The 12929-nt window shown below is 48.5% G+C and carries 11 protein-coding genes; 7 read left to right on the plus strand and 4 right to left on the minus strand.

Annotated features, from left to right (window positions below; genetic code table 11):
- Nucleotides 1-142 precede the first annotated feature (142 nt).
- On the plus strand, nt 143-1261 hold the full coding sequence (gene proB, locus K0H59_RS04860) for a glutamate 5-kinase (protein ID WP_220054822.1): 1119 nt from the start codon (nt 143-145) through the stop codon (nt 1259-1261).
- Between the two features lie 12 nt (nt 1262-1273).
- On the plus strand, nt 1274-2551 hold the full coding sequence (locus K0H59_RS04865; protein WP_220054823.1) for a glutamate-5-semialdehyde dehydrogenase: 1278 nt from the start codon (nt 1274-1276) through the stop codon (nt 2549-2551).
- Nucleotides 2552-2623: 72 nt separating this feature from the next.
- Here the strand turns inward: K0H59_RS04865 and K0H59_RS04870 are convergent, their stop codons facing one another.
- The 3 genes from K0H59_RS04870 to K0H59_RS04880 form a co-directional block, all read right to left on the minus strand.
- Nucleotides 2624-2926, minus strand: a complete 303-nt coding sequence (locus K0H59_RS04870; protein WP_220054824.1) for a hypothetical protein — start codon at nt 2924-2926, stop codon at nt 2624-2626.
- A 125-nt stretch (nt 2927-3051) separates the two neighbouring features.
- On the minus strand, nt 3052-3528 hold the full coding sequence (ybaK, locus tag K0H59_RS04875) for a Cys-tRNA(Pro) deacylase (protein WP_011621747.1): 477 nt from the start codon (nt 3526-3528) through the stop codon (nt 3052-3054).
- A gap of 129 nt (nt 3529-3657) precedes the next feature.
- Nucleotides 3658-4578 carry a DMT family transporter gene (locus tag K0H59_RS04880; RefSeq protein ID WP_220054825.1) on the minus strand — a complete coding sequence of 307 codons (921 nt, stop codon included), beginning with the start codon at nt 4576-4578 and terminating at the stop codon, nt 3658-3660.
- A gap of 285 nt (nt 4579-4863) precedes the next feature.
- On the opposite strand from K0H59_RS04880, the gene dnaK reads away from it, so the two are divergent.
- The gene (gene dnaK / locus K0H59_RS04885) at nt 4864-6783 is read left to right on the plus strand and encodes a molecular chaperone DnaK (protein WP_011716085.1); all 1920 of its coding nucleotides are present in this window, start codon (nt 4864-4866) and stop codon (nt 6781-6783) included.
- Nucleotides 6784-6892: 109 nt separating this feature from the next.
- Nucleotides 6893-8026, plus strand: coding sequence for a molecular chaperone DnaJ (gene dnaJ, locus K0H59_RS04890; protein WP_011716086.1), 1134 nt, complete (start codon nt 6893-6895; stop codon nt 8024-8026).
- A gap of 342 nt (nt 8027-8368) precedes the next feature.
- On the opposite strand, the gene K0H59_RS04895 is transcribed toward dnaJ, so the two are convergent.
- Nucleotides 8369-9058, minus strand: coding sequence for a hypothetical protein (locus K0H59_RS04895; protein ID WP_220054826.1), 690 nt, complete (start codon nt 9056-9058; stop codon nt 8369-8371).
- A gap of 677 nt (nt 9059-9735) precedes the next feature.
- Here K0H59_RS04895 and K0H59_RS04900 point away from each other — a divergent pair.
- The 3 genes from K0H59_RS04900 (at nt 9736) to K0H59_RS04910 (ending at nt 12756) form a co-directional block, all read left to right on the plus strand.
- Nucleotides 9736-11067 (plus strand): DEAD/DEAH box helicase, encoded by a 1332-nt coding sequence (locus tag K0H59_RS04900; protein ID WP_220054827.1) that lies wholly within the window; start codon nt 9736-9738, stop codon nt 11065-11067.
- 145 nt (nt 11068-11212) lie between these two features.
- Complete coding sequence (locus K0H59_RS04905) at nt 11213-11806, plus strand: GNAT family N-acetyltransferase (protein ID WP_220054828.1); 594 nt, start codon at nt 11213-11215, stop codon at nt 11804-11806.
- A 140-nt stretch (nt 11807-11946) separates the two neighbouring features.
- The gene (locus K0H59_RS04910; RefSeq protein WP_220054829.1) at nt 11947-12756 is read left to right on the plus strand and encodes a M48 family metallopeptidase; all 810 of its coding nucleotides are present in this window, start codon (nt 11947-11949) and stop codon (nt 12754-12756) included.
- Nucleotides 12757-12929 lie beyond the last annotated feature (173 nt).

The raw sequence follows: 12929 nt of genomic DNA on the forward strand, positions 1-12929 counted from the left end.
TGAGGGTCATCTAATCGATGACCCTTTTTTATGCGCGATCCCAAGCAGAATTGAAAATTTCTACCAACATCCGGCCCACTAACTACCAATTGCTCTGCGGATTAGGTATAAGGATTATCCGGTTATTTTCTACATATGAATAATGAATTTAAGTGAGATTGCGTATCGCCGCGTGGTAGTGAAGTTAGGGACGAGTGTGCTGACGTCTGGCAGTAAACAGCTAGATAAAGCCCATATGGTTGAGCTTGCTCGTCAAATGGCCGCACTGATGAGATCAGGGGTCGAAGTCGTATTATGCACTTCTGGCGCAATTGCCGCCGGACGCGAACATCTCCAATACCCGGTATTGCCCGACACTATGGCCAATAAACAGTTATTAGCCGCTGTCGGGCAGAGTCAGCTTATTCTCGCTTGGGCACAACTCTTTAGCATCTACGGTTTGCATGTGGGGCAATTGCTGCTGACCCGTGCGGACCTACACGATCGAGAGCGCTATTTGAATGCCCGCGATACCCTTAATGCCTTGCTGGCAAACAATATTATCCCCATCATCAATGAAAACGATGCCGTCGCCACTAATGAAATCAAAGTGGGCGATAACGACAACTTGTCGGCGCGTGCGGCACTGTTGTGTGATGCCGACCTGTTGATTTTGTTGACGGATCAAAAGGGCCTATTCGATGCCGATCCGCGCACTAACCCTAATGCTAAGCTGATTTCTCAGGTCGAGAAAATTGACGACAGTCTGCGCCTGTTAGCGGGTGGTTCGGTGTCGGGCTTAGGCACGGGCGGAATGTCGACTAAGCTAGAAGCTGCGGATATTGCTCGCCGTGCGGGCATTGAAGTGGTGATTGCCTCGGGTCATCACCCCGATGTGATTAAAAAGGTTGTCGGCAAAGAGTCTGTCGGCACGCATTTTAGTGCCATCGAAAATCCGTTAGAGAGCCGCAAACAGTGGATTTTAGCGGGACCTGCCGCCCAAGGTTCACTGGTGCTCGATGCGGGTGCGGTGAAAGCTGTGACCGAAAAAGGTCGCAGCCTGTTATCGAAGGGAATTATTGGCGTTAAAGGGGAATTTGAACGTGGTGCAACCCTGCAATTGGTTGACCCAAAAGGCAAAATTATTGCCAGAGGCATCACTCGCTACTGTGGTGAGGCCTTAGGGTTAATTGCGGGTAAACATTCCGACGAAATCGAGTCAGTGCTCGGTTACGATTATGGTGACGCAATAGTGCACCGCAACGACATGGTCGTCTTATAAGCGAGGTCTGGTTTGAGTCAAACTAATCAAGCGCAATATTTACAACAACTGGGCAGCCAGGCTAAGCAAGCCAGCTATGCCTTAGCCAATCTTAGTGCCGCACAGAAAGCGGATTTACTCGAGGCGATTGCCGAGGCCCTGACGCAGAATACTCAGGCGATTCTCGCTGCTAACGCCAAAGACGTTGCCGCCGCTAAGGCTGAAGGCTTGAATGATGCAATGATCGATAGGCTGTTGCTTAACGAGTCGCGTCTGGCGGGGATTATCGGTGATATCGGCGATGTGGTTCGTCTTGCCGATCCCGTTGGCGAAGAGTTTGGCAGCCGAGTGTTGGACAATGGGTTAAGGCTCACGCGCCGCCGCGTACCGCTGGGCGTGATCGGGGTTATCTATGAGGCGCGGCCGAATGTGACGGTCGATATTGCGGTATTGGCGCTGAAAACCGGTAATGCGGTGATTCTGCGCGGCGGAAAAGAGACGCTCGAATCTAACAAACTGATTAGTGAAGTGATCCGTGGCGCGATTGCGAGCCAAGGTCTGCCAGTCGATGCGGTGCAGCTGATTGATTCTCCCGATAGAGCCTTAGTCACTGGCTTACTCAAGCTAGACCAATATGTCGATATGATAGTCCCCCGTGGTGGACAAGCACTGCAGCGTCTTTGCGCCGAGCAAGCGACTATTCCGGTGATCTTAGGCGGCATTGGGATCTGCCATCTGTATGTCGATAAACATGCCGATCTTGAGCGCGCACTCGAGGTGATTGCTAACGCAAAAGTGCAACGCCCGACGGTATGCAACGCGCTGGATACCTTGCTGGTGGATAACGCAGTTGCCGAGCGCTTTGTGCCGCAAATTGCCGAGTACTTACATCGCTTAGGTGTGCGTTTTTCAGTGTGTGAACAAAGCTATGCACTGCTCGATGGGCTGGGTTTTGATATTTCCCCTGCAACTGAGCAAAGCTTTGCGACAGAGTGGTTGTCTTTGACCTTAGGCATTAAAGTGGTGAGCGATATAGATACAGCCATTGCCCATATCCGTACCTATTCCAGTGGGCACTCTGAGGCGATTCTCACCGATGATATCCACGCGGCAACGCATTTTATGAACGAAGTGAATTCGGCTGCTGTGTATGTGAATGCCAGTACCCGCTTTACCGATGGCGGCCAATTTGGCTTAGGGGCCGAGGTGGCAGTGAGCACACAAAAACTCCATGCCCGTGGTCCTATGGGGCTTGAGGCGCTGACCACCTATAAGTGGTTAGCATGGGGTGATTACACTAGCCGCGCTTAGTCTTTATCGTTTTATCAAATCGTCCCATTAAAAAAGCCGCAATAGCGGCTTTTTTGTTGGCAAAGATCTCGGTTAATGGATAAGCGGGGTGTAAGTGGCAAGTAACCATAGGCACAGAAATGCTACCGACATCGCAGTGGTGAACTTACGAAAGGCTCTAATGTACTCCAAGGTATACAGAAAATACTTCTCCTGCACTCTGCGGGTGATCAGTACCGAGGGAAGTAAAAAAGTGCAATAGAGCATCACCACCATGGTGGTGAAACCATTTCCGAAAAAATGCTCATAGATAAAAAGGGCAATACAAATGAGCATGGCGACCCAACCGATAGGGCTTATGCCATCTTCTTGATTCCATTGAGTTGATTTTTCCATCTGACTATCCTTAGTCGTCTGCGTACAGTTCAATTTATAGACGGATATGCTGCAGTTTTCAACTCTGTTGAGGATAAATGCTGTGACGCTCTCAGCATATTTTAGCAATATCTGATGTTTTTGCCTTAAAGGGTCTTAATATCCGCAAATGATCCGCGGCATAATTTCGCTAAGTCATTCGCCGCAAGACAGATTTCAAGGCCGCGGCGGCCGGCACTGACATAGATTTTATCGAATTGCTGAGCCGTCGCATCGATCAGCGTTGGCAGCTGTTTTTTCTGAGCTAGGGGGCTAATGCCGCCAACGAGGTAGCCAGAGGATTTTTGCGCTAAATCCGCATCGGCCATTTGCAGTTTCTTCTGGCCTAAACATTTAGCGACGGCTTTTAAATTGAGTTGATGATCAACTGGAACGAGCGCAACAGCAAGCGGCGGATGGGCTTTATCGGTCGCGACCAGTAAGGTTTTAAATACCTGCGCGGGGGCGAGCCCTAACACATTGGCGGCTTCTTCGCCGTAGGCGGCGCAGTGTGGGTCGTGACTGTATTCTAAGATTTCAAAGGGAATTTTGGCTTTCTTTGCCATTTGTACGGCTGGTGTCATGCTCTCGTCCTCGCGCCCCAATTAGGTGCAATAAAAGTCTAGGGGCAATAAAAGTCCGCCATAGTAGCCCTTTCTGCGGCGTTAAAATGTTAGCTCGGGCATAAATTATCTATGCCCGATATGCCTTACTCAGTCTGCAAGCTTGGCATTGAGCTTGGTTTTGCGCTCCAGATAGCGCGGGAATAACTGCTGCAACATCATGCCACTCAAAATAAAACCTAATCCGGTATACGTTGCGGTGGCGATAGTCTCTTGCAGAATCCAGGCAATAAAGCCAATCGACATTACTGGCGATAAGAATACTAAGGTACTGATATTGGCCGTGCGAGTCGCGGTTTTAAGTGCCATTAACCACAGCACGAAGGTAATGCCCATCTCAAATAAGCCAACATACATCCCCGCCATCACGGCGCTCAAACTAAAGCTGGGTAGGGTATCGGTCAGCAGCAGTGTTACGGTAATAAAGGGCAAACCAATCAAAAAGCTTAATAGTAGGCTGACGACGGGGTCGCCTTGATCTTTAGTGTTTACAATCCAATATAGGCACCAGAGCAAAGTGCTGGTTAATACAAGCCCAATCCCGAGCGGACTGTCGAAGCGAAAACCGCTGACATCGCCGCCGGTGGCGATAATAAATACCCCTGAGTAGGCGATCAGTGCCGCAATCATATCGCTCTTACGCAAATGTTGTTTCAAGAGCGGCGCGGCTAACAGCGGCAGCAATACCGCCCAAGTGTAATTGAGTGAGAGCGCCTGCTGGGCGGGTAACAGTGAATAGGCTTTAAACAGCACCACATAATACAGAAAGGGATTAATCAGCCCGGTAACCAGATAAAACGCCGGGCGACGCAGGAGCTGCGCTTTAAGAAGCGGGAGTTTTTTCTGCCAAGCGAGAATGGCACCTAGGGCGATGATTGAGGTGAGTACCGCCACGAACACCAACTGTAATGGGCTATAAAATCCGAGGGCAATCTTAAAGGCGGTTGCCACCGTCGACCAGAGGAATACCGCGGCCATGCCGTACACATATGCCAAATTTGAAGATTTCACACTATTACCCTATGCGCTTAAACATCACTCAATGTGCGCAGATTGAATAACAGCTATTGCTGATAAGCAAGCGGATTTTGCGGTTTTGAATATTTTATACAGTCGAGCCCTTTGAAAAGATAAATCAGAAAAATTTTTTATCGGCCCTTGTAATTAAATTCCCTGTCCCAATATAGGTGTTAAGGCAGAGAAGGTGGCCAACAGTGGACTTGAAAAAAAACCGTCCGGCCCCATATCAAAACCAACTTATAAATTTAGTTAGACAGAAATTTTTCGGAGGACCTCATGGGTAAAATTATTGGTATCGACTTAGGCACAACAAACTCTTGTGTAGCTGTCCTCGATGGTGGCAAAGCACGCGTATTAGAGAATGCTGAAGGCGATCGCACAACCCCGTCTATCATCGCTTACACCGATGATGAGACCATCGTGGGTCAGCCAGCAAAACGCCAAGCTGTAACTAACCCAAATAACACATTCTTCGCGATCAAGCGTTTGATCGGTCGTCGCTTCAAAGATGACGAAGTTCAACGTGACGTGAACATCATGCCATTCAAAATCATTGCAGCCGACAACGGTGATGCATGGGTTGAATCACGTGGCAACAAAATGGCTCCACCACAAGTTTCTGCTGAAATCTTGAAAAAGATGAAGAAAACAGCAGAAGACTTCTTAGGTGAAGAAGTGACAGAAGCGGTAATTACCGTTCCTGCATACTTTAACGATTCACAACGTCAAGCCACTAAAGATGCGGGCCGCATCGCGGGTCTTGAAGTTAAACGTATTATCAACGAACCAACGGCTGCCGCACTGGCCTACGGTATCGATAAGAAGCAAGGTGACAACATCGTTGCAGTGTACGACTTAGGTGGTGGTACATTCGATATCTCTATCATCGAAATCGACAGCAACGACGGCGACCAAACCTTCGAAGTATTAGCGACTAACGGTGACACTCACTTAGGTGGTGAAGACTTTGACAACCGTTTAATCAACTACTTAGCTGACGAATTCAAGAAAGAGCAAGGCTTAGATCTGCGTAAAGATCCATTAGCAATGCAACGTCTGAAAGAAGCGGCTGAAAAGGCGAAGATTGAGCTTTCAAGCACCAACCAAACTGAAGTGAACCTGCCATACATCACTGCCGATGCAACAGGTCCTAAGCACTTAGTGGTGAAAATCACCCGTGCGAAGTTAGAGTCACTGGTTGAAGACTTAATCATTCGTACTTTAGAGCCATTAAAAGTGGCACTGGCTGACGCTGACTTATCAGTATCAGACATTAACGAAGTGATTTTAGTGGGCGGTCAAACCCGTATGCCTAAGGTTCAAGAAGCGGTTTCTAACTTCTTCGGTAAAGAACCTCGTAAAGACGTAAACCCTGACGAAGCCGTAGCCGTAGGTGCCGCGATTCAAGCGGGCGTACTGTCAGGCGACGTGAAAGACGTTCTGCTGTTAGACGTAACACCACTGTCTCTGGGTATCGAAACCATGGGCAGCGTAATGACCAAGCTGATTGAGAAAAACACCACTATTCCGACTAAGGCACAGCAAGTGTTCTCAACAGCCGATGACAACCAAAGTGCAGTAACCATTCACGTACTGCAAGGTGAGCGTAAGCAAGCGAGCGCGAACAAGTCATTAGGTCAGTTCAACCTTGACGGTATTGAGCCAGCACCACGTGGCATGCCACAAATCGAAGTGATGTTCGATATCGACGCTGACGGTATTCTGCATGTTTCTGCGACCGACAAGAAAACCGGTAAGAAACAAAACATCACCATCAAAGCTTCTTCAGGCTTAAGCGAAGAAGAAGTGGCGCAAATGGTACGTGACGCTGAAGCACACGCTGAAGAAGACAAGAAGTTTGAAGAGTTAGTGCAATCTCGCAACCAAGCTGACGGCTTAGTTCACGCAACTAAGAAACAAGTTGAAGAAGCGGGCGATGCACTGCCAGCAGACGACAAAGCTAAGATTGAAGCGGCAATGAGCGCAGTTGAAGTTGCAACCAAAGGCAACGACAAAGAAGCCATTGAAAAAGCGACTCAAGAGCTGATTGAAGCGTCTGCTAAGCTGATGGAAATTGCTCAGGCTAAAGCTCAAACTCAAGGCGGCGCACAAGAAGGTGCTGCTAAACAGTCTAACGCGACTGCCGATGACGTTGTCGATGCTGAATTTGAAGAAGTGAAAGACGACAAGAAATAACATTTGCTCTCAATCAAATTGATTGATTTCAAATAGTTAATTTCTAGGCGGGCGTTACGGGGAAACCCTAACGCCCGTTCGTTCAACTTAAGCTGAGAAGCATGAGATTATGTCAAAGCGAGATTATTACGAAGTATTAGGCGTTGGTCGTGACGCCAGCGAACGTGAAATAAAAAAAGCCTACAAGCGTTTGGCGATGAAGTTTCACCCCGATCGCAACCCTGGCGACAAAGCTGCCGAGGCGAGCTTTAAAGAAGTTAAAGAAGCCTACGAGATCCTTACCGATGCCAACAAAAAAGCGGCCTATGACCAATTTGGTCATGCGGGTGTGGATCCTAATCGCGGCGGCGGTGGTGGCTACGGCGGTGCGGGAGATTTCGGCGATATTTTCGGTGATGTCTTTGGCGATATTTTCGGCGGTGGACGTCGTGGCGGTCAACGCCAAGCGGCCCGCGGCTCAGATTTACGTTACAACCTAGAGTTATCACTGGAAGAAGCCGTAAAAGGCCTCACCAAAGAACTGCGTATTCCAACCTTAGCCAGCTGTGATGTGTGTGACGGCAGCGGTGCGAAAAAAGGCTCTTCGGCGACTACCTGTGGCACCTGCCATGGTCAAGGCCAAGTGCAAATGCGCCAAGGTTTCTTCACCGTACAACAGCCATGTCCAACCTGTCATGGTCGCGGCAAGATCATTAAAGATCCTTGCTCTAAGTGCCATGGTGATGGCCGTGTCGAGAAAACCAAAACCCTGTCAGTTAAGATCCCTGCGGGTGTCGACACTGGCGACCGTATCCGCTTAGCGGGTGAAGGTGAAGCGGGCGAGTTTGGTGCGCCACCGGGCGATTTATACGTTCAGGTCACCGTACGTGAACATGCTATCTTCGTCCGTGATGGCAACAACCTCTACTGCGAAGTGCCAATTTCATTCAGCAAAGCGGCGCTCGGCGGCGAGATTGAAGTCCCAACTCTGGACGGCAAAGTCAGCCTGAAGATCCCAGCCGAAACGCAAACGGGCCGCATGTTCCGTCTGCGTGGCAAAGGGGTTAAATCGGTTCGCAGCCATGCGGTGGGCGACTTGCTCTGCAAAGTCGTGATGGAAACGCCTGTCAACCTAAACGAGCGTCAGAAAGAATTACTGCGTGAGTTTGAGGCGACCCTAACCGGCGAATCAAAGAAGCACAGCCCAAAGGCTGAAGGCTTTTTCGATGGCGTGAAGAAGTTTTTCCAAGACCTAAATAGCTAATTAGGTTGGGTGGCGCCGCTGTTATGTTAGTTAGCAGCGCACTAGATGAATAAAGCCCCGCAGTGTTTAACACTAGCGGGGCTTTTTTATGCTTGATTGCATGCTCAAATTTCAAACTCTGTCCGCAGCAATAAATTAAGCACTGTCATTTCAGTGACTCGCCATGAACTCATCCCTGAGGGCTCGACGACGGCATCCATGCCGTCAACGGTCACTTCCATGGCAGCGCTTAATTCCTTTTAAGTCCTGCGTATATCTGATAAATGTTATGCCTGTCCGATCTTTCGGTAGACTACTAAATTTGAAGTAGAAGCATAAAGTGCCAAGCGTTGAGAATCCCTCTTAAATGCTTTGTTCGGTAAGTATTGGGGGGCATATCGAGCGCAATTTATCAATTTTAGAGTTGAGTTCAGCTGTTAGGTCGACTGGTCGATCTAACTTACTTTTATCTGCATCAACGTACATTTCTCGAACCGAATCGCTGATTGCAGGGTGACGGATTGCGGCTTCATAAAAGTGAACATCATACAAAGGTTGACACTTACTTAAATCATCAACTAAGCCATCTAAACATTGCTTAATTAAGTCGAGAAGCTCTAACGTAAACTCAGTGCAGATAGTAGCAATATCTTCAGAAGGTGCCGTAATGAGCTCCACCTCTTTAAAGGCTATCCGATGAAAGTCGCAGGCTACGTAATATTTTCCTTTTACCCACATATTGATAACTTGTTGACCATCATGAGTTATAGCATTGCGACAACCTTTGATAAATTTTGCATGCCTAACCGTCTCAAGCATTGCCCAAGATATTTGATCTTCAGATATTACAGGTAATACATCCTTTATGGTTTGTAATTGCCCACTGAATGCAGAAAATGCAAAGTTAAGTTCTTGATCTTTGAGCTCTGAATTTCCATTTTGATATTGTTCAATGGATCTATCACATAAATTTAGAATTTCATTAAGTCGATACTCTAACTCAGAGAGAGTATTTCCAAGATAGTGTAGAAACTGATTTTGTCTTTGATTCAAACTCACAACTCCTGATTTAGTTACCTAACGTCTTAGTATTTATGCGCTGCGCTGTTTGCAGGGCATAAATCGCTTGTTGGACTTGGCCGCTGCGACATCCATGTCAATTGATATAAATGATGCTATAGGAATTTGCTTTTTTGCGGTAGCGGTTTTCATACGATTTTGTTTGTAATTATTTGATATTATTTGATTTGTTATTTATAACGCTTATTTTTTGCAGATGAATCGCTATCAAACTACTCAAAACTCCAAGGAATACACCTCCCCTCGGAGTTGCCGCAGGGCGAATAGACAAATTGCGTGAGTCCGGTCATGGATGACCGGCTAGCTTTCGCAGGTGCAGGGACGCATCCTTCGGAAGCGATAGCAAATTTGGCAATGAGCACAAGGAGCTTTCAACTTCGCTAGGGGCGTCTTGGAGCATCCAAGGAGGATAGGACGAGCAGTCCTCCTTGGTCGGGTGTGGGGTGAAGCCCCACGACTTTGACTTTGATTTTATCTTTGATTTAAAAATTTAAATGAAGTTTGAAAATTAGGCTTTGGGCCTACGTAACGTGAATAGTTAAATATCCCGTCGAAAACTACCCCAAGGCTTTAGTCAAAGCCCAAACAACATTGGTATTAACTGCCAACTCTGCGTAAACTTTCGCTCCCATGTTTATATTGGTGTTGCGATGACCATTCTTAAGCCTTCTACTTCCCCAGAGCCTTCTCCTGAGTCGTTAACCTTTGCTGAGCTTGGCATCAATTCGGCGTTATGTTCGGTATTGCCTGCCGGGCTCAAGCATCCGACACGGGTGCAGCAATTAGCGATTCCGGCGATTCTTGCGGGGCGAGATGTGTTAGCGCTGTCGCAAACCGGTAGCGGTAAGACCTTGGCTTTTGGTTTGCCCTTGCTGCAAGCCATCCATCAACAACTCGAGTCAGTGTCATCCTCGGCCAGCAATGCGCAGGCCTTAGTGCTAGTGCCGACACGGGAGTTAGCGCAGCAGGTAACGATGGCGCTGCAAGCGCTGGCGACTCAGTTATCACCTGTCCCTTTGAAGATTCAACTCCTCTGTGGCGGCATCGCGCAGGAAGAGCAATTAGCCGAACTTGCCGCTAAACCGAAGCTTGTGGTGGCAACCCCAGGGCGCTTATTGGATTTATGCACACAGCCCCATATCAGTCTCGACTCGGTAAAATACCTAGTACTAGACGAAGCCGACCGCTTACTGGAAATGGGATTTTGGCCCGATGTGCAAAAGCTGATGGCAATGATGCCTAAGCGTAAGCAAACCTTACTGTTTTCCGCCACCTTGCCAGAGGCTTTAGATTCCTTGGCGGGTAAATTGCTGACCAATAATCCCCTTCGGGTTGAGGCCAGTACGCGCAATGCTGTCGCCGCCGAAATCGAAGAGCGACTGTATTTAGTCAATAAGGGCAGCAAAGCGCAGGCATTGATTGCGTTACTCAAACAATATCAATGGCCGCAGGTACTGGTGTTTATCAGTGCCCGCGACGATGCGGATGCGATAGCGAAACGACTACTTAAGGCGGGGATAAATGCTGCTGCGCTGCACGGCGAAAAAGATCAAACCGTTCGCAGTCAAACCTTGGCCGACTTTAAAGCCCATCGCATTCAAGTGGTGGTGGCAACAGATTTGATGGCCCGTGGTATTCATGTCGATGCCTTGCCTGTGGTGGTCAACTTAGATTTACCCATGAGTGCTCCTGTATATGTGCACCGCATTGGCCGCACCGCAAGGGCAGGCGCTAATGGGCTTGCCATCTCTTTGGTGTGCCATGGTGAAATGCCAAGCTTGACCGCGATCCGCAACTTGACGGCGCGTGAGTTACCGTTAGCATCATTGGCGGACTTTCCAGTGACCGATAAGCCGAGCGAAAGAGTTAGAGAAAACGGTACTGATAATAAAGTGGCACCTAAGCGCCCACCTCGGGACAAACAGGCAAATCGTCGCAGTCTTAATAAGCACAGCATCAAAGCCTTTAAAAGCAAGCGTTGAGAGAGCCTACGCTGCTATCCATAAATTGCTAGCACTTATTGGCTGCTGTTTACCTGTTTCCGCTGGGTGAACTATATAGTTCGCCTCGGAACTGGGATTAGGTGCTTGCTCATATTAGAGGCTTACTCAGATTAAAGGATCCGGCATGGCGTCGACATTAGCGAGAAGTAATGCACTTCACCACATGGTAACTCACGGGTTAACTACCCAACGTTTTACGCTTCGGCGATTTCAGCGAGCGGATCTCGAGGCTTTTACCGCCTATCGAGCCGAGCCTAAGGTCGCTAAATATCAAAGCTGGACGGATTACTGTTATAGCGATGCTGTCGCGTTATTTGAGAACATGGATTACGCACAATTTGGCGCGGCGGACACTTGGTTTCAATTGGCGATTGTCAGCGCTGCATCAGCAAAGACGCCTGCCACCTTAGTGGGCGATCTGGCGCTGCATTTTATCGATGAGCAGCAAATGGAAATCGGCTTTACGATTGCGCCTGAGTATCAAGGTCAACAGGTTGCATTTGAAGCCGTCAGCGCATTACTGGATTATCTCTTTGTGGAATTAGATAAACATCGTGTTATTGCGATAACTGATACTCAAAATCTTGCCAGCTGTCGATTACTCGAGAAACTCGGTTTTCGGCGCGAAGCCCATTATGTGAAAAATATCTTCTTTAAGGGCGCATGGGGCGATGAATATCTCTATGCCATGTTAAGGGAAGACTATATAGCACCTTAACTTGCTCGAAGTTCACTCGGCTTTAAGGCAAGTTTTGAATGTAGTTTGGCTTCTGCTTGCTATCTCAGTAAAATCTTAATCATGATTAGTTGAGTCACTTGGCTGCTAGGTTCGGCCTAGTTCGGATTAAGGAGTTCCCTATGAAAGCAACAACACTCGCCTTAGTGGCGGTTGGACTCACGTTAGGATTATCGGGCTGCGCGACCACTAAATCGCCCACGGGGCGGGGTCAAACCTTGCTGTATTCGGCATCGCAAATGCAGCAAATGGGGGATGCTTCTTTTGAAGAAATGAAAAAGCAGCAAAAGATCAGTAGCGATAAAAAGCTGACCAAGTATGTAAGTTGCGTGGCGAATCGCGTCACTGCGGCGCTGCCCGACCAAAGCCAGAAGTGGGATGTCGTCTTGTTCAACTCCGAGCAAGTTAACGCCTTTGCATTGCCGGGTGGACACATTGGCGTGTATACCGGCTTACTTAACGTCGCGAGTACCCCGGACCAACTGGCGACCGTATTAGGCCATGAAGTGGCCCACGTATTGGCCCAGCACGGTAATGAGCAGGTCTCTCGGGCGCAGATGACGGGCATGGGGATGCAAATCGCCGATGCCGCCCTTGGCGCGAGCGGCGTCTCAAACCGTGACTTATATATGTCGGCCTTAGGACTAGGTGCGCAGGTCGGGGTGATTTTACCCTTTGGTCGCGCTCAAGAGAGTGAGGCGGATGTGATGGGGCTGGAGTTGATGGCTAGGGCAGGGTTCGACCCAGCGCAGAGCGTGGTGCTCTGGCACAATATGTCGAAAGCGGGCGGTAGCCAAGGGCCAGAGTTGTTATCAACCCATCCATCCAACAGTAATCGCATTGCCCAACTCGAGCAATTACAGGGGCAAATGCAGCCTTTGTATCAGAGCGCAAAGGCAAGTGTTAAAAACCAATGCGTGTTGCCGAAATAGCGATTTAGGACGTGGCGCTCGTTTAGAGGCAGACCTTATCTTGCCGCAATTAGGCGCTATTGCTGGATAAATACGCATCGGTTACGTAAAATCGCCGCCAAAGTTAAATAAGCAGTCAGTTTATCAGCATAGGGCGTGGAACTATGATAAACTGGCGCGCAAAATTCCATTGA

The organism is Shewanella sp. FJAT-51649 (assembly GCF_019457435.1).
Lineage (GTDB): Bacteria > Pseudomonadota > Gammaproteobacteria > Enterobacterales > Shewanellaceae > Shewanella > Shewanella mangrovisoli.

Excerpts from the sequence above, each read along its gene's own strand:
- proB (WP_220054822.1), top strand. The coding sequence starts at position 143 with ATGAATTTAAGTGAGATTGCGTATCGCCGCGTGGTAGTGAAGTTAGGG.
- K0H59_RS04870 (WP_220054824.1), bottom strand. The coding sequence starts at position 2,926 with ATGGAAAAATCAACTCAATGGAATCAAGAAGATGGCATAAGCCCTATC.
- ybaK (WP_011621747.1), bottom strand. The coding sequence starts at position 3,528 with ATGACACCAGCCGTACAAATGGCAAAGAAAGCCAAAATTCCCTTTGAA.
- dnaK (WP_011716085.1), top strand. The coding sequence starts at position 4,864 with ATGGGTAAAATTATTGGTATCGACTTAGGCACAACAAACTCTTGTGTA.
- dnaJ (WP_011716086.1), top strand. The coding sequence starts at position 6,893 with ATGTCAAAGCGAGATTATTACGAAGTATTAGGCGTTGGTCGTGACGCC.
- K0H59_RS04900 (WP_220054827.1), top strand. The coding sequence starts at position 9,736 with ATGACCATTCTTAAGCCTTCTACTTCCCCAGAGCCTTCTCCTGAGTCG.
- K0H59_RS04905 (WP_220054828.1), top strand. The coding sequence starts at position 11,213 with ATGGCGTCGACATTAGCGAGAAGTAATGCACTTCACCACATGGTAACT.
- K0H59_RS04910 (WP_220054829.1), top strand. The coding sequence starts at position 11,947 with ATGAAAGCAACAACACTCGCCTTAGTGGCGGTTGGACTCACGTTAGGA.